Raw genomic sequence first — 17,985 nt, 5'->3', positions numbered from 1 at the left:
CAAATCTTTCCTTGACACTCCTTTTCATTTGCTGTTTACTTCACAATCATCAAAAGTTCGTTTGAATGTTTGAGCGTTTGAATGTTTTGTCGAAAAGGGGAGTCATGAGCGACGCGGCGGTATGCAAGGACGATCACTGTCATTGTCATGGACACGATCATGATCATGGGCAGAGCCATGGTCATGACCACGTGCATGATGACGGCCACTGCCACTGTCATGACGAGGGTGGCGGATGGGAGGTCACGCTCAGGCTCATCGTGGTGACCGCCTGCATTTACGTGGCGGGTCTCGTGGCCAACTTCGTCAACCCTCTCGGCATCATGGACATTACCTGGGTCAAGTATGTGGTCTTCCTCGTCCCCTATCTGATGGTTGGATTGCCCGTCCTCATCGGTGCCGCCAAGGGCATCGCTCGTCGCGAGCTGCTCGACGAACAGTTTCTCATGGCGGTGGCCACCATCGCGGCATTTGCGATTGGCGAGGCAGCGGAAGCCGTCGCCGTCATGCTGTTCTACCAGGTGGGCGAGTGGTTCCAAGACCGGGCGGTCGATAACTCGCGCAAGTCGATCTCATCTCTCGTCGAGATCAAGGCAACGTACGCAAACGTCGAGGAGGCCGGCGTCATCAAGCGCGTCGATCCGGAGGATGTCAAGGTGGGCGATATCATCGTCGTCATCGCCGGTGAGCGCGTGCCGCTCGATGGAATCATCGTGAAGGGGGCGAGTGAGCTCGACACCTCGGCACTCACGGGCGAGTCGATGCCAAGCTTCCTCGAACCAGGCCAGGAAGTGCTCTCCGGCTTTGTCAACGGGACGAACACGCTACACGTGCGCGTGACACGGCCCTTCGAGGATTCCGCCGTTTCGCGCGTGCTCGACATGGTGACCAATGCTGCCTCCAAGAAGGCGAAGACCGAGGCCTTCGTCCGCCGCTTCGCCCGTGTCTACACGCCCATCGTCGTGGGCGCGGCGCTTCTGCTCGCCGTCGTTCCGCCGCTCGTGCTCGGGCCCGCCAATCCGGCCATATGGGCTGACTTCATCGAGCGCGCCTGCGTCTTCCTTGTCATCTCGTGCCCCTGTGCGCTGGTTATCTCGGTGCCTTTGAGCTTCTATTGCGGCATAGGCAGCCTTTCCCGTCGAGGCGTGCTCGCAAAAGGCGGCAACTATCTCGAGCAGCTCGCCCGGGTCGAGACCGTCGTCTTCGACAAGACCGGCACGCTCACGCAGGGAAAGTTTCATGTCGAGGCAATCGCCCCGGTCGAGGGCGTCACGCCCGAGCGTCTGCTGGGGCTTGCCGCTCATGTGGAGCAGCGCTCGACGCATCCGATCGCGCAGTCCATCTGCGACGCGTATGCCGAGCGCCTCGGCATATCTCCGACCTTGAACCTGCCCGAGCACAGTGACGAGGTTGCCGAGACGCCGGGCCATGGCCTGTGCGCCGAGTGCGTGGAGGGTCGCATCTGCGTCGGCAACGACAAGCTCATGGACCGCGAGGGCATCGTCTGGACGAGCTCTGATCAGCCCGGAACCGTCATTCACGTCGCGCTCGACGGGATCTACCTGGGATACCTGGTGGTTTCCGACGAGATCAAACCCCAGGCTCGCGAGGCCATCGAGGAGCTCAAGGCCCTCGGCGTGCGCGATACGGTCATGCTCACGGGCGACAAGGAGCCCGTCGCCCAGCGCATCGCCTCGAAGCTCGGAATCGACCGCTTCTTCGCGCAATTGCTGCCGGGTGACAAGGTCGCCAAGGTCGAGGAGCTTCTGGTACAGAAGGGTGCTGGCTCCAAGGAGACGCTCGCGTTTGTGGGAGACGGCATCAACGATGCTCCGGCGCTTGCCCGTGCCGATGTTGGCATCGCCATGGGAGCCATGGGCTCAGACGCGGCTATCGAGGCAGCTGACATCGTGCTCATGGACGATAATCCCGCACGCATTGCCGATGCGGTGAAGCTCTCGCGCAAGACGGTTGTCAACGCGCGGGAGAACGTGGTGTTCGCCATTGCCGTGAAGTTCGCGGTCTTCGTGCTCGGTGCCCTCGGCATCGCCAACATGTGGATGGCCGTTTTCGCCGATACCGGTGTCGCTATGCTCTGCGTCCTCAACGCCATGCGCCTGCTGCGCGCACCCCTTGTCATTTCGAGCGAAGCGGCGGGTCTCTCTTGTCATTTCGACCGGAGGCGCGTAGCGCCGTAGTGTGTGTCATGGGGTCTGACCCCCTGACACATCGTATCGGGTACAATACTCGCATCCGATAATGCGGGAGGCATCCGATGGCTGCCCAAGCGGCTGACAAGCAAAATGACGAACTCATGACCGACCTGGCCGGTCTTTTCAAGATGTTCTCCGACCCCACGCGCGTGAAGATCCTCAACATTCTGCTCGATGGAGAAAAATGCGTGGGCGATGTTGCTGCCCAGATGAACATGAGCGCCGCCGCCGTGAGCCATCATCTGCGCATGTTGCGCCAGGGCAATCTCGTCATCGACCATCGCCAGGGCAAGGAAGTCTTCTACTCGCTGGCTGACGACCATGTCGTGTCGATTCTCTCGCTCGGCATGGAGCACGTGACCGAGTAGGCCGCACCTCGGCAGGAACCATGAACCTTACCCGACGTCGATTTCTCGAAGCATGCGGCCTTGCAGCGGCTACCATCTGTGGTGTTGCGACCACGGGCTGTTCGTCCCCAAGGCCAGCGCCCCCCACATTTCCCGAGCGTGACCTCGCACGGCTTCTCATCGACGAGATGACTGCGGAGGAAAAAGCCGCGCAGCTCTTCATCGTGACGCCTGAGCAGATCAGCGGGACGGAGCTTTCCCTGGGAGTTGACGACGTCTTTCGCGAGGGCTTGCAGGCGCATCCCGTCTGCGGCCTCACCTACTTCGACGGTAACATCGTCGATTCTGCGCAGACCAGCACGATGCTTGCCGACACGCAGGTCGTGGCAGGCGAGCTTGGCATGATGCCGCCGTTCCTTTGCGTTGACGAGGAAGGCGGAACAGTCCAGCGCATTGGCGGCAAACCGGGGTTCGACTCGCCATTCATCGGCGATGCTCGTGATATCGGCGCGACCGGCGACGTGGCTGTGGCCCGCGAGACCGCGCGCACTATCGCCATCGCCCTGCGCGACCTTGGCTTTAACGTCGACTTCGCTCCCTCATGCGATGTCGCCACGAGCGAGTCCAGCAACATGCGGCGTCGCTCGTTTGGTGCCGAGGCATCTCTCGTGGGTCGCATGGCCGCAGCGCAGATCGAGGCCTTCGAAGACGAGGGGATCCTGTGTTGCGCCAAACACTTTCCCGGCATCGGGGATCCGGAGAACGATAGCCATGCGAGCTCGATCTACTCCAACAAGACGCGTGAGGAGCTCGCGGCGCAGCTAGCGCCTTTCGTGGCGGCCATCGTGGCAGGCGTTCCCATGGTGATGGTGGGGCATCTATCGCTCCCGCAAATCACGGGCAGTGCCATTCCGGCCTCGATTTCGCCGGACATCGTGCAGGGGATACTTCGTGACGAGATTGGCTACGATGGCGTCGTGACGACGGATTCGCTCGGGATGGGCGCGCTGCTCGAGTTCTGCTCGCCGGGCGACGTGGGCGTCGCAGCCATTGAGGCCGGCTGTGACATCGCGCTCATGCCATCCGAATTCGATGCCGCCTATGCAGGGCTGGTGGATGCCATCAACGGCGGTCGCATTCCCATGGAGCGCGTCGACCAGTCGCTCATGCGCATTCTCACGCTCAAGCTCAAGAGCTTCCCGGAGCTTTTTGACGAGACGATTCAAGAAGAACTTGCGAAAACCCGCTAAGCGCGATTATTCGCGCTATCATGAAGTCCTCGACATTCTTATCAAGAAAGGACGAATCATGGATTCCAAGGTATACGAACTCATCAACGATCAGATCAACAAGGAGCTGTACTCGGCGTACCTGTACCTCTCCTTCGCAGACTACTATGCGGACGAGGGCCTCGATGGCTACGAGAACTGGTACCTCATCCAGGCGGCCGAGGAGCGCGATCACGCTCTCATCTTCCGCAAGTATCTCCTCGATAACGACTGCAAGGTGGTGCTCAAGGCCATTGACCAGCCGGACAAGACCTTCAAGAACCATCTCGAGCCGCTTGAGGCCGGTCTCGAGCACGAGCGCTACGTCACGAGCCTCATCAACGACATCTACGCCGCCGCCAAGGAGGTCAACGACTTCCGTACGATGAAGTTCCTCGATTGGTTCATCGACGAGCAACTCGAGGAGGAGGTCAACGCGACCGACATGGTCACGAAGATGAAGCTCTTCGGCTCGGATGCCAAGTCGCTCTACGAGCTTGACCAGGAGTATCTGGCGCGCACGTACAGCACGCCCTCCCCGCTTGCCGCAGAGTAGACGGGCAGGCTGGCTGCCAAGAAAAGTCCGCGTAGACCCCTAAATGGGTCTATACAAGATAAAAGCGACATCTTTCGCCGAAATGGTTCGCCGCAGACTCATTTTTTGGGTCTGCGGCGTCGTTTTTCGTCAGCAGGGTGTGCGTGGGTTAGCGTTTGTATACGTTGCTTCGATGCCCTATCGAGAACACCTCTACGACTAGCACATCGTCCTTGATAATGCAGAGAATACGGTATTCGCCAACGTGATATCGCCATTCTCCCGAGCGATTACCCGATAGCCCTTTGCCGTAGATGCGCGGGTCATCGATACCGTCAAGATGCTTGCCGATCCACGATGTGATGAGACGGGCATCGAATCGGTCCATTTTCTTGAGCTGCTTGAGTGCGGCCTTTGAGTATTCAACACGATATGCCATTAAAGGCCCAGCTCCGCGAGCGCGTCTTCGTGGCTGTAGCGCGTTCCATCATCCTCGGCTACAGCAGCTCGCAGGGCTGCAAGATCCTCTTTGTCCTCGATGCTTTCGAAGACGGCGTCACGAATGAAATCAGAGATGGTTTTGCCCTCGAACTTTGCGTATTTACGCACGAGGGCTGCGTCGATGTCGTCTACTCTCATGGTCATGGTCGTCATGGCAGCCTCCTTAGCGTGAATACAATGTATTCTAGCATAGAGGTGAAGTCCTTTGCCGATGCTTTGTATGCGCCCCACATATCGAAGTGGGCACTCCACTTGCAGCCTTCAGTCCTGAAAAACCTTGCGAGAGAAGGGTGGTCGCAGGCACCATCCGGTCAGGCAAATACATCGTGAAGAGATGAGTTCCTAGTTCTGGGAGGTCAGCCATGATCAAGAGACAGTCCATGGAAATCCTGCGCAAGCTTGCCGCATGCGCTTTTGCGGTTGCGCTTGTCACGAGCCTTGTGCCGGCAGCAGCGTTTGCCAATCCGGCAGAGCCGCAGGTGCAGCCTGCGGAGGAGGTGACCAATCCGGTCGACCCGACGCCCGGTCCCATTGCCGAGGGCACGTTTGAAGGGGGAAATTGCACATGGTCGATTGGCGCTAATGGTGAGCTTTCCATCAAGGCGCCGGAATCCGGCACGGGTACGCTCGGGAATGTCTACGCGGCCCCCTGGCAAGACCATGCAGCCGATATCAAGTACGTCTTCTTTGGCCCTGGCATCACAAGCGGCCAAGGGCTGCACAGGTTGTTCGCGAACTGCACCTCGCTCGTATTCGTGAACTTCTCTGATTTCGACACGTCACAGGCAACTGACATGAGCTCGATGTTCGAGGGTTGCACGGCGCTGCCGGCTGTGAACATCGCCGGTCTCAATACGCAAAGTGTTACGAACATGCAGAGCATGTTCAAAGACTGCACGGCTTTGAGAAGCCTCACCATCGCCGGCATCAACACTGCCAGTGTCAAAGACATGCAGAGTATGTTTGCTGGCTGCTCGGCACTCAAGACGCTTGACCTTACGGGCATTAATACCCAAAGCGTCATCAACATGCAGTCCATGTTCGCAGGCTGCTTGGCGCTCGCCTCTCTCGACCTCTCTGGATTCAATATGACAAGCGTCACGGCTGCGAAAGACATGTTCTCTGGCTGCGGTTCCCTGGTCACGCTTAAGCTACCCGCGCTCGGCATGAAGGGTGTTACGGACATGAGTGGCGTCTTTTCCGGCTGCGCTGCTCTCGAAAGTCTTGATCTGACGAACATCGCCACGGCAAGCGCAACAACCATGGCTCGCATGTTCGAAGACTGTGCCGCGCTCGCTACTCTCGACCTCTCGAATTTCGATACGGCCAATGTAACGGATATGGACAGCATGTTTGCTGGCTGTGCTGCACTTAAGACGCTGAATCTCTCGAGCTTCAACACTACGAATGTGACGAGCATGAACTCCTTGTTCGGTGATTGCGAGGCTCTCACGGAGGTAATGCTTGGCGGCACGTTTGCTTTTGTAGGCGAAGCAAGTGCGTTACCTGCGGGAAGCTGGAAATCGTCGGATGATGGAGTTGCATATACTGCACATCAGATCGCAACAGAGCGCAATGGAATTGAGAGTACTTATACTCGTGAGATGACCTTTACTTCTGCAGTGCCAGATGAGACTGTCTTCACTTATGACGGAACCGCAAAGACACCAATCGTGGTTGTGAAGAGCGGCGATAGAACACTCGTGGAGGGAACAGATTATGCCGTAGTGGCCCCCACCGATGCTGTAAATGTTGGCGAGAAAACGTTGAACATTGCTGGTGTCGGTGCGTATGCGGGTGCTGCGCAAACCATCGACTACGAAATCACCCCCGCCGCCATCACCGACCTCACCCTCGACGCCGACAAGCTCACGTACGACGGCACCGAGCAAGTGCCCGTCCTTACCGTCAAGGCTGGCGAGCTCGTGCTCGACCCGGAGACCGACTTCGACGTTGCCACGTCGGACGACATCACCAACATCGGCACGAAGACCGTGAAGATCACCGCAAAGGGCAACTTCAAGGGCATGCTCGAGATGGACTACGAGATCGTTGCGGCTGACATCGACAAGATCGAGCTCTCTGCCGACAAGTTCACCTACGACGGCACCGACAAGACGCCTGCCATCACGGTCAAGGCGGGCGACAAGACGCTCGTTGCCGGCATCGACTACGAGCTGACGCTTCCCACCGATCGCGTCACCGCCGGCACCAAGACCGTCAAGGCCATCGCCAAGGGCAACTACGCGGGCGAGGTCGAGGCCAGCTACGAGATTGCTCCTGCCACCATCAGCAAGGTGGAGCTCTCTGCCACCAAGTTCACCTACGACGGCAAGGACAAGACCCCGACCGTGACCGTGAAGTGCGGCGACAAGACGCTCACGGCCGGTACCGATTATGACGTGACGCTGCCGAGCGACCGCGTGAAGGTCGGCAAGAAGACCATCAAAGTCACCGGTAAGGGCAATTACACGGGCACGCTCGAGGCCAACTATGAGATCGTCGAGGCTCCCAAGCCCGACACGCCGGATACCCCGGACAATCCCGATAATCCGGATAACCCCGACACACCGGATAATCCCGACAAGCCCGCGCAGGTTGAGTCCACTGCCATGTACCGCCTCTACAATCCCAATTCTGGCGAGCACTTCTTCACGGCCAGCACGGTCGAGCGTCAGCATCTGATCAGCGTGGGTTGGAACGATGAGGGCCAGGGTTGGACGGCGCCCAAGACCGGCGACGCGGTCTATCGTCTCTACAACCCGAACGCGGGCGAGCACCACTACACGCTCTCGACCGTCGAGCGCGACAGCCTCATCGCTGCCGGTTGGAACGAAGAGGGCATCGGCTGGTATTCCGATCCCAATCATGCGGTGCCACTGTATCGCGTCTACAATCCCAACGAGTTCGCGAACAATCACCACTACACCACGAACGACTTCGAGCGTGGCTATCTGGTTGCCCTTGGCTGGTTTGGCGAAGGCATCGCTTGGTACGGGATTGGCTAGCCGATTGCATGAACATAGGTCAGGGGTCTGACTCCTTGACACGCGCCAGTCGCTTCGGGGCCGCCTTCGGGTGGCCCCGTTTTGTCGAGGAGCAGTGAAGGGCAGATGACGGTTTTGTGACAGGGTTGCCCTCACGGGCGCTCTACCTTGCGCCTTTATCCGTTCGGGCAAATATCCCCTGGAAGCAAGCGCCTTCGTCCGTACAATAGTGCCGAAATAGGCATGCGCCTTAGCTTTCGTACGCCCTCGAGCATTTTTCGGAGGATCAGACATGACCATGAAACGAAGCATTTCGCTCCTGCAAAAGGTAGCCGCGCTCGCGTTCTCGCTTGCGCTTGTCGCCGCGCTCATTCCAGCGGCTGCCTTGGCAACCACGATGAGCCCGCAGGCTGGTGTCGTTGCCAGTGGCATGAGCGGTGACTGCGAATGGGAGATCGATGATGAGGGCAAGCTCACCATCCGTCCCGGTGCTGCAGGCGGCAAGCTTGGCAATAGCTTTGGCGACGAAAGCTGGAGGGCTCCCCAGTATGCCTATAGAGTCACCTCGGCTGTCATTGAGCCGGGCGTGAAGGCTGGCACCAACGTCAACGACATGTTCAATTGGTGCGAGAACATGGTCTCGGTTGACCTTACGGGCCTCGACACCGCCAGCGCTACTTCCATCCGCGGCATGTTCTACTACTGCAAATCGCTCAAGTCAGTGAGCCTGCTTGGTCGTCATACCGAGAATGCGACTGATATGGGCTCCCTGTTCTATGGTTGCGAGAATCTTGAGGAGATCAATCTCTCTGGCGTCAACACTGCCAAGGTGCAGAACATGAGCGGCATGTTCTATGGTTGCTCCTCGCTCAAGACGCTCAACCTCTCCAGCTTCGATACCTCCAATGTCACGAACATGAGCGTGATGTTCCAGGGCTGCGAGTCCCTTACGGAGCTCGACCTCTCGAACTTCAAGACGGGTAAGCTCAAGAATGCGCAATCCATGTTCGATGGCTGCACCTCGCTCAAGTCCCTCGACCTCTCGAACTTTGATACCTCCAAGGTCGACTCCATGGACAATTTCTTCAACGATTGCACCGAGATTGACCGCATCACCCTCGGTCCCAAGTTCGAGTTCGTAGGTGATAGCAAACTCCCCAATGCCGACTGGCTCTCGTCTGCCACCGGCGATTCCGTCTCCTCTGACGGCATGACCGCTGGCGATGGCCCCATCACCTTTGTCAAGGACAAGGGCGACAACCCGGGCGTGACCCCTCCCGTCATCAAGGAAGAGGACAAGCCCGAGCCGTGGGACCCTGGCTCCTCTGACGGCATGGAGATCAAGACCGACATCGACCCCGATGACCTCGTGTGCGTGAAGGTGGACGGCAAGGTCGTTGACAAGGAAAACTACACGGTGGACGAGGAGACCGGCGCCATCGTCCTCAAGCCCGAGTATCTCGAGAAGCTCGGTGGTGGCGATCACTCCATCGACTTCGTGACGTCAAACGGCACGGCATCCACCGAGTTCAAGGTTACGGGCGATTCCAAGCCCGTGGATCCGGGTACGGACGATCCGGGCACGGATGACCCGAACAATCCGAGCAACGGCAACAATGGCGGTACCACCTACGGTCACCTGATGCTGCGTCTCTACAACCCCAACTCCGGTGAGCACTTCTTCACCGTGAGCCCTGTCGAGCGCGACAATCTCGTCTGGGAGGGTTGGCGTGACGAGGGCATCGGCTGGGTTGCGCCCACGACGGGTAGCCCTGTTTACCGTCTCTACAACCCCATTGCCGGCGAGCATCACTACACGCTTGCATCTGCCGAGCGTGACATGCTCGTGGACGCTGGCTGGAATTACGAAGGCGTGGGCTGGTATTCAGATGCGGATCAGAAGATTCCCCTGTACCGCCTTTACAACCCGTACGAGTACGCGAACAACCACCATTACACGACGAGCGAGGTTGAGCGTGATCACCTCATCAGCGTCGGCTGGCGCGATGAGGGCATCGGCTGGCATGGCGTCAGCAAGTAACACGACGAAGTGACGCCCCCTGTCATTTCGAGCGAAAGGAGATCTCTCCACTACGGCGCTGCGCGCCTCCGGTCGAGATGACAATGGCGTCCCCTGTCATTTCGAGCGAAGCGAACGAAGTGAGCGGAGTCGAGAAATCTCGATCGCAAGGTTCTCGAGATAGGTGTTTGAAGGGAAATAGCTGATGACGAACGCGGTAGCACTGACTAAACGAATCGCGAGCGCTGCCCTGGCGCTCGTTCTGGCCGTGGCCTTTATCCCCATCTTTGCCTCGACCGCGCAAGCTGATGAGGTTGCGCGCGGCACAAGCGGCGGCTGCACGTGGACCATCGACGGCGATGGCACGCTTACCGTGCGTCCCACGTCGGGCAAGAGCGGCATGCTTGCCGATCTCGAGGGCACCTCGCCGTGGCACGAACATGTCGATAGCATCGTCGCCGCGCGCATCATGCCCGGTGTCTCGGGCGACAAGAGCCTCGATGGCCTGTTTGCCGGCTGCAAGAAGCTGCGCACGGTCGACCTGTCGGGCTTGAGCACCTCGGGCGTGCAGGGTATGAACAGCATGTTCGCCGAATGCTCCGCTCTCACGAGCATCGATCTTACCGGGATCGACACGTCCTCGACCACTGCCATGATCGACATGTTCGATGGCTGCTCCGCGCTCACCGCGCTCGATGTCTCGCGATTCAACACCATGCGTGTGACGAGCATGAAGGGCATGTTCAGGGGTTGCTCATCGCTTGCCGCCATCAACGTGAAGAACTTCGACACCTTCAATGTCACCGACATGTCCGACATGTTCGTGAACTGCTCGAAGCTCTCCTCGCTCGACACGTCGAGCTTCGACACCTCGCACGTGAGGAACATGCAGCGCATGTTTTCGGGCACGATGGTCGAGAACCTTGACCTCTCGCATTTTGACACCTCGAACCTCACGGATATGTGGGGCATGTTCTTCGGCTGCAGCTCGCTCAAGACCCTCGACCTCTCGAGTTTCGACACGTCCGATGTGAGGAGCATGGGCTACCTCTTCGAAGACTGCAGCGCGCTTGACCGTGTGAGGTTGGGGGCGAACTTCGCATTCATCGACGAGTCCTGCGAGCTGCCTCAGGCAACCTGGCTCTCGTCGACTGCGGGCAGGTCCTACACCTCGCAGCAAATCGCCACCGAGCGCAACAACGTTGCCGACACCTACACCAAGAGCAAGGCCGACTACCCCGGTCCCAGTATCGTGAGCGGCGCCGAGTCCGTCTGGGCCAAGGGCTCGAAGGTGGGCGCGCTATTCCGCTCGAGCGCCGCGGTCGAGGACTTCGTCTGCGTGAAGGTCGACAATAGCGTCGTGAACTCGGAGAACTACGATCTGAGCGGCAACCAGACCAATGTTACGCTCAAGCCGGAGTTTCTCGAGGGTCTTTCCCTCGGCGAGCATTCCATCGACATCCTGTCCGCGACGGGCACGGCAAGCACCAAGTTCACGATTTCCAACGACCCGTCGTTGCTGGAGCCCGTCAACATGTATCGCCTCTACAATCCCAATAGCGGCGAGCATTTCTACACGGCAAGCGAGTACGAGCGTGACCACCTTGTCTCGGTGGGGTGGACTTACGAGCGCATCGGATGGATCGCCCCCAAGGGAGGCTCCCCGGTCTATCGTCTCTACAATCCGAATGCGGGCGAGCATCACTACACCATGGATGCCGGTGAGCGTGACGTGCTCGTGTCGCTTGGTTGGAACGACGAAGGCATTGGCTGGCGCACGGCCGGTACGATTCCGCTGTATCGCCAGTACAACCCCAATGCCTACGCCAACAACCACAACTACACGACGAGCGAGGTCGAGCGCGATCACCTGCTTGGCCTTGGCTGGCAAGACGAAGGCATCGGTTGGTACGGCATCGGCGAGTAGCTACTGTCATTTCGAGCGGGGCAGAGATCTCTCCACTCCGCGGTCTGACGACCGCTCCGGTCGAGATGACAACGGGGGAGGGCCTCGCGGCCCCTCCGGTCGAGATGACAATGACGCTTCTGTCATTTCGAGCGGAGCGAAGCGGAGTCGAGAAATCTTGACCGCCGCAAGAAATAGGAAAGGACGACGATGGCAAACGTAAAGACAATAACGCGGACGGTCGCGCGGGCTGCGCTGGCCCTTGTGTTGGCAATCGGCCTCATGCCGGTCGCGATGCTCGCGAGCATCCCTTCGCAGGCCCATGCGATGCAGGCTATGGAGGCCACTCCGATTACAGAAGCCTATGTCGAGCCCATTGCTCCCCAGACGTATACGGGTGAGCAGATTACACCCAAACCCAAGGTCATGTACGGCGGCAAGACGCTCGTCGAGGGCACGGACTATACGCTTGAGTATGGCCGTAACCTGGGTGAGGGTACCGCCCATGTCTACGTAAATGGCATCGGTGCCTATACGGGCAGAAAGATCGTCACGTTCGATATCATCCAGGCGCAAATCACCTCGATTTCGCTGAGCGAGACGCGCTATTTCTACGATGGCAAGCGCAAGACGCCTGTCGTGACCGTCAAGTGCGGTGACAAGGTGCTCGAAAATGGTCAGGACTACATTGTCGTGGGCATGCAAAACCAGGACCTGAGCAGCGTCGGCATCCACACGCTGACGGTCAAGGGTACGGCGAACTATGCCGGCGTCTTGACTGCTGATTTCGAGATTCTCGCTCCCCTCGAGGACGAGGATTCGGGCATCAAGAGCCCCGCGAATGATGATTCCAAGCCGACGGACCCCGAGGACGAGGGCCAGCTCATGTATCGCCTCTACAACCCCAACAGCGGCGAGCATTTCTACACGCTCTCGACCGTCGAGCGCGACAATCTCATTAGCGTGGGTTGGAACGACGAGGGCACGGGCTGGAAGGCCCCGTCATCGGGCGATGCGGTCTATCGTCTCTACAACTCCTATGCCGGTGAGCACCACTACACGCTCTCGACCGTGGAGCGTGATAGCCTCGTCGCGGCGGGTTGGAGTGACGAGGGCATCGGCTGGTATTCCGACACCGCCTACAGCGTGCCCCTCTACCGCCTCTACAATCCCAACGAGTACGCGAACAATCATCATTACACGACGAGCGAGGTCGAGCGCGACTTCCTATTGAATGAGGGTTGGGACAACGAAGGCATTAGTTGGTACGGACTGGAGTAGCCGTCATTTCGAGCGGAGCGAGTGAAGCGGGTGACCATGTCATTTCGAGCGGAGCGAACGAAGTGAGCGTAGTCGAGAAATCTCTCTCATGAGATTTCTCCACTCCGGCGCTACGCGCCTCCGGTCGAAATGACAACAGGAGGCGTCACACTCCTCCGGTCGAAATGACAGCAGGGGCTGCGGCCCCTCCGGTCGAAATGACGAAGAGAGAATGAAGGGAAACGATGGCAATGAGCGCTACGATGAAGCGATTCGCATATGTTGCCCTGGCGCTTGCCTTGGCGGTAGGACTCATGCCGGCCACGGTATGGCTGGCACCCGCTTCGCAGGCGGCAGCAGATGAGTCGACCGAGGTCGCGCCGCTCGTTGCGGCCGCTGTCGCCGAGCCAGGCGACGATGTCGATGCGGGGCTGACGGCACAGGCCGCTGCTGACGAGGCGGTGAAGGTTGCTGGCGTGGAGTACTACTCAAAAGCCCGCGAGGTGCTTGCCATCGTGAACAAGGAGCGCGCGGCCCTGGGTCGCTCCGAGCTCAAGTTCGACGAGAAGATGATGGATGCCGCCATGCAGCGTGCGACCGAGCTTGCGATTTTCTACAGCCATACGCGACCGGATGGGTCAAGCAGCTCCACCGCCATTCCCGCCGACAGACAGGACTATTATGGCGAGAACATCGCCATGGGTCAGAAGAGTGCTGCGGATGTTATGAAGGATTGGTTTGATAGCGAACGCGATATCTGGAATGCCTCTCTCAATACCAATTCGTATAACGGAAAGGCCCTGCCTTCCGGCTGGCAGAACATGTCGGCCTATGAGCTTTATCAAAGGGCGCCGGAATTCTTCAATGCGGTTGGTCATTACCTCAACATCATAAATCCCGATTTTAAGTCCATTGGCATCGGTTGCTTCACCCAAGGGGGATTGTTTTCCTGGACCCAGGAGTTTAGCAACGCGACTCCCGAAGGCAACGTCAAGACAAACGACGTGAACAACACGCGCAACGTCAATATCAATTACCAGACCTGCGGCACTAACCAGGGCTTTAACTTGGACACGAATCTTGACAATATGAAGGTGCTGAACGTCGGTTCCATCTACAAGATGAGCTACTGCATATACAACGCGGGTTTTTCTCGGGTCTACGGCATTGTCGACCCCAGCAGCGCCACGTGGACGAGCTCGAACACGGGCGTCTGCACGGTCAGCAAGGATGGCACCGTCAAAGGCGTTGGTGCCGGGACGGCTACGATCACCGCGCGCCTTGGTTCGGGCAGGCAGCTCACCCACCAGTGGACGGTGAGCGAGTCGGTGGCCACCATCCCCGTCCCCGACATTCCCAACCAGACCTACACGGGTAGTCCCATCGAGCCGAATCCGACCGTGACCTCCAACGGCAAGACGCTCGTCCGGGGCACCGACTACACCGTGAGCTACAGCTACAACGTGAACGTCGGCATGGCGAGCATGAAGATCACGGGCATCGGCAAGTACTCGGGCGTGAAGGAGCTTAGGTTCACGATCGTGCCGGCATCCATCACGGCCGTCGAACTGAGCCAAACCCGCTATGCCTACAATGGCCAGGACAAATGGCCGGACATCACCGTCAAGAGCGGCGATCGCGTTCTTACCGAGAACGCGGATTACTACGTGACCTATCCCGGCGACATGCGAAGCATCGGCAATCACACCATCACCGTCACCGGCATGGGCAACCATACTGGCTCGATGGGCACGACTTTCGAGATCACCGAGGAGCTTGCTCCCGGATCGAGCGAGCCTGACCCCGACGATCCCGGTCAGGTGATGTATCGCCTCTACAATCCCAATAGCGGCGAGCACTTCTACACCGCAAGCGATGAGGAGCGCTGGCATCTCATCGACGTCGGCTGGAACGACGAGGGCACGGGCTGGACGGCTCCCACGATAGGCGAGCCGGTTTACCGCCTCTACAATCCCTATGCCGGCGAGCATCACTACACGCCGAGTGCTGGCGAGCGTGATGCCCTCGTTGCCGCGGGCTGGAACGACGAGGGCATCGGTTGGCAGACCGGCGGCAAGACTCCGTTGTATCGCCTTTACAATCCCAATGCCTACGCCAATAACCACCACTACACGACAGAGGCCGGCGAGCGTGATATCTTGCTGGGCATCGGCTGGCGAGACGAGCAAGTCGGCTGGTATGGCCTCGGGAAGTAAGGGGGACGAGAAGAGCGTGCGAAAGGAAACGATGCTTGTGGCTTCCATGATGAGACGATTCGCGACCACGGCCCTGGCCCTCGTGTTGGCCCTTGCCCTCGTGCCGGCTGTCGCCCTGGCCAGTCCGGCACGGGCGGCGGATATCGCAAGCGGCACGAGCAACACCTGTTCCTGGACGATTGACGCTGCTGGTGCGCTCGTTATCGCGCCCGCAGATGGTGCCAGCGGCACGCTCGATGACTATACGCGCGATGATGCCCCCTGGCTCGCCCACCGCGATGCGATCAAATCGGTCGTCGTCAAGTCTGGCGTCAGGGCGAATGGCGGCCTCGTTGGCATCTTCTCGCGTTGCCCCAACCTTGCCTCCGTGGACCTTTCCGGTCTCGATAGCACCAATGCCACGTCCATGGCCAACATGTTCTACTCCTGCACGGCGCTCAAGCAGCTCGACCTGACGGACCTCAACACCGTTCGCGTGGAGGCCATGGACTCCATGTTCAACAGCTGCCGCGCGCTCGAATCGCTCAACCTCGCTGGCTTCAACACCGCCAACGTCTCGTCCATGAGCGGCATGTTCGCCGGATGTTCCTCGCTTACCACGCTCGACCTCTCGAGCTTCAACACTTGGCGTGCGACAAATATGAGCGGCATGTTCGAGTATTGCACGATGCTCAAGGAGGTAAGACTCGGCTCGAGCTTCAGCTTCAAGGGCGCCAAGGAAGAGGTGCTGACCGAGCTTCCCGGCGGTAATTGGCTGTCCGCTGCGCTCGGTTATACCTTTACGGCGGCCGACCTTGCCGCGCAGCGCAATGATACGACCGACAGCTACACCAAGGTGACGACCCCCATTGCCGACCCGGATACCTACGAGGTGATGTTCCGTCTCTACAATCCCAATAGCGGCGAGCACTTCTACACGTCGAGCACCGTCGAGCGTGACCACCTGATTAGCGTGGGTTGGAACGACGAGGGTACGGGTTGGACGGCACCCAAGGCTGGCGAAGCGGTCTACCGCCTCTACAACTCCAATGCCGGCGAGCATCACTACACGCTTTCCACCGTGGAGCGTGACAGCCTCATCGCCGCCGGTTGGAACGACGAGGGCATCGGCTGGCGATCCGATCCGGCCCAGCGCGTTGCCTTGTACCGCGTCTACAATCCCAACGAGTACGCGAACAACCATCACTACACCAAGGAAGCTGGCGAACGCGATATCCTGCTCAGCAAGGGTTGGCAGGATGAGGGAACCGCCTGGTACGGCATCGGATAGCGGTGGAAAGGAAGCCCATGAACGCGAAAGCACTGACCAAACGATTTGCGACCACGGCCCTGGCCCTCGCGCTGGCCGTCGCCTTCATGCCAGCCGTGGCATGGACGGGCGCGGTGCCGCAGGCCCAAGCTGCCGACAATGCCGCCGCCTCTCACGAGATCGTGACCGTGACCGGCACGGAGGACTACGATGAGGCGCATGCGGTTCTCGACATCGTCAACAAGGAGCGCACGGCGCTGGGGCTCGACCCCCTGCAGCTCGACGTCGAGCTGACCGAGACCGCCATGCAGCGCGTCGCCGAGCTCTCCGTGCTCTACAGCCACAATCGTCCGGACGGCACGGACTGCTTCACCGCCTTTCCGCCATCGGGCTTCACGGCCAGGGGAGAGAACATCGCCATCGGCTATGACGATGCGGCAGACGTCATGGAGGGTTGGTTCTATAGCGAGCGCAAGCTCTACGAAGAGGGCGAGCGCGACCGCGACAAGGTCGGCCATTACCTCAACATCATCAATCCCGATTTCAAGTCCATCGGCATCGGCTGCTTCGTGCAGGGCACCTACTATTGGGAGCAGGCGCTAAGCGGTGAGGAGCCGGCTCGGATCACGACGGGAGGTACCGTCGAGAAGTCGCACCGGATCAACATCGACTACGATGTCTGCGGCACGGACCAGGGCTTCAACAAGAACGAGGATCTCACGGGCAAGACGCTTGCGGTGGGCGAAACCTTCGAGATGCACTATGACGTGACCAACGACCGTTGGCGCTACAACTACGTCACCCTCGATCCGAGCTGTGTGACCTGGACAAGCTCGGACACGAGCGTCTGCACCGTTGACCCTGCTGGCGTCGTTACGGCTCGTGCCGTGGGCAAGGCGACGGTCACCGCAACGCTGCCTTCGGGCCGTTCCCTCTCGCACGAATGGACGGTTGTCGAGGCCAAGCCCGAGTCCACTCAGGTGATGTACCGCCTCTATAACCCCAATTCCGGCGAGCACTTCTACACGGCCAGCATTGCCGAGCGTGACGCTACGATAGCCGCCGGTTGGAACGACGAGGGCATCGGCTGGACCGCTCCCAGCGAGTCGGACACGCCGGTCTACCGCCTGTACTCGGGCACTGACCATCACTACACCACTTCTATCGTCGAGCGTGACCATCTCATCGATGTCGGTTGGACGCTCGAGGGTGACAACGCCGAGGGCATCGCGTGGTACTCCGACGACCAGAAGCGCGTGCCGTTGTATCGCCAGTTCAACCCCAATGTCGATCCGACAGCGCCTTTCAACAACTCAGGCTCGCACAACTACACGACCAGCCTCGAGGAGCACGAGCAGCTGATTTCGATTGGCTGGCGCGGCGAGGACATCGGCTGGTACGGCGTGGGGTAACGCCCTGTCATTTCGAGCGAAGCGGAGTCGAGAAATCTCTCCTCCCTTGCCCAGAACCTACGGTGCAGATC

General features: G+C 59.3%; 13 protein-coding genes. 11 read left to right on the top strand and 2 right to left on the bottom strand.

Annotated features, from left to right (window positions below):
* Positions 1 to 104: 104 nt before the first annotated feature.
* The 4 genes from OIM11_00800 to OIM11_00785 all read left to right on the top strand — a co-directional run bounded on the left by OIM11_00800 (position 105) and on the right by OIM11_00785 (position 4,384).
* Positions 105 to 2,198 (top strand): heavy metal translocating P-type ATPase, encoded by a 2,094-nt coding sequence (locus OIM11_00800; protein HJI99687.1) that lies wholly within the window; start codon positions 105 to 107, stop codon positions 2,196 to 2,198.
* 77 nt (positions 2,199 to 2,275) lie between these two features.
* A complete protein-coding gene (locus OIM11_00795; protein ID HJI99686.1) occupies positions 2,276 to 2,581 on the top strand; it encodes a metalloregulator ArsR/SmtB family transcription factor in 306 nt (101 codons plus the stop codon).
* A gap of 167 nt (positions 2,582 to 2,748) precedes the next feature.
* The gene (locus OIM11_00790; protein HJI99685.1) at positions 2,749 to 3,810 is read left to right on the top strand and encodes a glycoside hydrolase family 3 protein; all 1,062 of its coding nucleotides are present in this window, start codon (positions 2,749 to 2,751) and stop codon (positions 3,808 to 3,810) included.
* Between the two features lie 58 nt (positions 3,811 to 3,868).
* Positions 3,869 to 4,384: a ferritin gene (locus tag OIM11_00785; protein ID HJI99684.1), complete on the top strand. Its 516-nt coding sequence runs from the start codon at positions 3,869 to 3,871 to the stop codon at positions 4,382 to 4,384.
* Positions 4,385 to 4,532: 148 nt separating this feature from the next.
* Here OIM11_00785 and OIM11_00780 read toward each other — a convergent pair whose 3' ends face one another.
* Together OIM11_00780 and OIM11_00775 are read right to left on the bottom strand one after the other, a co-directional pair.
* Positions 4,533 to 4,802, bottom strand: a complete 270-nt coding sequence (locus tag OIM11_00780; protein HJI99683.1) for a type II toxin-antitoxin system RelE/ParE family toxin — start codon at positions 4,800 to 4,802, stop codon at positions 4,533 to 4,535.
* Positions 4,802 to 5,017, bottom strand: a complete 216-nt coding sequence (locus OIM11_00775) for a DUF6290 family protein (GenBank protein ID HJI99682.1) — start codon at positions 5,015 to 5,017, stop codon at positions 4,802 to 4,804. The genes OIM11_00780 and OIM11_00775 overlap by 1 nt, the downstream gene beginning before the upstream one ends.
* A gap of 209 nt (positions 5,018 to 5,226) precedes the next feature.
* Here OIM11_00775 and OIM11_00770 point away from each other — a divergent pair, with 209 nt between their 5' ends.
* The 7 genes from OIM11_00770 (at position 5,227) to OIM11_00740 (ending at position 17,914) form a co-directional block, all read left to right on the top strand.
* A complete protein-coding gene (locus OIM11_00770) occupies positions 5,227 to 7,872 on the top strand; it encodes a BspA family leucine-rich repeat surface protein (GenBank protein ID HJI99681.1) in 2,646 nt (881 codons plus the stop codon).
* A gap of 271 nt (positions 7,873 to 8,143) precedes the next feature.
* Positions 8,144 to 9,892 (top strand): BspA family leucine-rich repeat surface protein, encoded by a 1,749-nt coding sequence (locus OIM11_00765; GenBank protein HJI99680.1) that lies wholly within the window; start codon positions 8,144 to 8,146, stop codon positions 9,890 to 9,892.
* 184 nt (positions 9,893 to 10,076) lie between these two features.
* A complete protein-coding gene (locus tag OIM11_00760; GenBank protein HJI99679.1) occupies positions 10,077 to 11,798 on the top strand; it encodes a BspA family leucine-rich repeat surface protein in 1,722 nt (573 codons plus the stop codon).
* Between the two features lie 189 nt (positions 11,799 to 11,987).
* Positions 11,988 to 13,058: a hypothetical protein gene (locus OIM11_00755; GenBank protein HJI99678.1), complete on the top strand. Its 1,071-nt coding sequence runs from the start codon at positions 11,988 to 11,990 to the stop codon at positions 13,056 to 13,058.
* 242 nt (positions 13,059 to 13,300) lie between these two features.
* Complete coding sequence (locus OIM11_00750) at positions 13,301 to 15,253, top strand: CAP domain-containing protein (protein HJI99677.1); 1,953 nt, start codon at positions 13,301 to 13,303, stop codon at positions 15,251 to 15,253.
* Between the two features lie 16 nt (positions 15,254 to 15,269).
* Positions 15,270 to 16,523 (top strand): BspA family leucine-rich repeat surface protein, encoded by a 1,254-nt coding sequence (locus OIM11_00745; protein HJI99676.1) that lies wholly within the window; start codon positions 15,270 to 15,272, stop codon positions 16,521 to 16,523.
* A gap of 17 nt (positions 16,524 to 16,540) precedes the next feature.
* A complete protein-coding gene (locus OIM11_00740; GenBank protein ID HJI99675.1) occupies positions 16,541 to 17,914 on the top strand; it encodes a CAP domain-containing protein in 1,374 nt (457 codons plus the stop codon).
* Positions 17,915 to 17,985: the final 71 nt, after the last annotated feature.

The sequence above is a fragment of the Coriobacteriaceae bacterium genome, from assembly GCA_025992705.1.
Lineage (GTDB): Bacteria > Actinomycetota > Coriobacteriia > Coriobacteriales > QAMH01 > QAMH01.
The sequence above is the reverse complement of the archived record's forward strand: the minus strand, read 5'-3'. Positions and strand labels throughout refer to the sequence as shown.

Excerpts from the sequence above, each read along its gene's own strand:
- OIM11_00800 (HJI99687.1), top strand. The coding sequence starts at position 105 with ATGAGCGACGCGGCGGTATGCAAGGACGATCACTGTCATTGTCATGGA.
- OIM11_00795 (HJI99686.1), top strand. The coding sequence starts at position 2,276 with ATGGCTGCCCAAGCGGCTGACAAGCAAAATGACGAACTCATGACCGAC.
- OIM11_00790 (HJI99685.1), top strand. The coding sequence starts at position 2,749 with ATGACTGCGGAGGAAAAAGCCGCGCAGCTCTTCATCGTGACGCCTGAG.
- OIM11_00785 (HJI99684.1), top strand. The coding sequence starts at position 3,869 with ATGGATTCCAAGGTATACGAACTCATCAACGATCAGATCAACAAGGAG.
- OIM11_00780 (HJI99683.1), bottom strand. The coding sequence starts at position 4,802 with ATGGCATATCGTGTTGAATACTCAAAGGCCGCACTCAAGCAGCTCAAG.
- OIM11_00775 (HJI99682.1), bottom strand. The coding sequence starts at position 5,017 with ATGACGACCATGACCATGAGAGTAGACGACATCGACGCAGCCCTCGTG.
- OIM11_00770 (HJI99681.1), top strand. The coding sequence starts at position 5,227 with ATGATCAAGAGACAGTCCATGGAAATCCTGCGCAAGCTTGCCGCATGC.
- OIM11_00765 (HJI99680.1), top strand. The coding sequence starts at position 8,144 with ATGACCATGAAACGAAGCATTTCGCTCCTGCAAAAGGTAGCCGCGCTC.
- OIM11_00760 (HJI99679.1), top strand. The coding sequence starts at position 10,077 with ATGACGAACGCGGTAGCACTGACTAAACGAATCGCGAGCGCTGCCCTG.
- OIM11_00755 (HJI99678.1), top strand. The coding sequence starts at position 11,988 with ATGGCAAACGTAAAGACAATAACGCGGACGGTCGCGCGGGCTGCGCTG.
- OIM11_00750 (HJI99677.1), top strand. The coding sequence starts at position 13,301 with ATGAAGCGATTCGCATATGTTGCCCTGGCGCTTGCCTTGGCGGTAGGA.
- OIM11_00740 (HJI99675.1), top strand. The coding sequence starts at position 16,541 with ATGAACGCGAAAGCACTGACCAAACGATTTGCGACCACGGCCCTGGCC.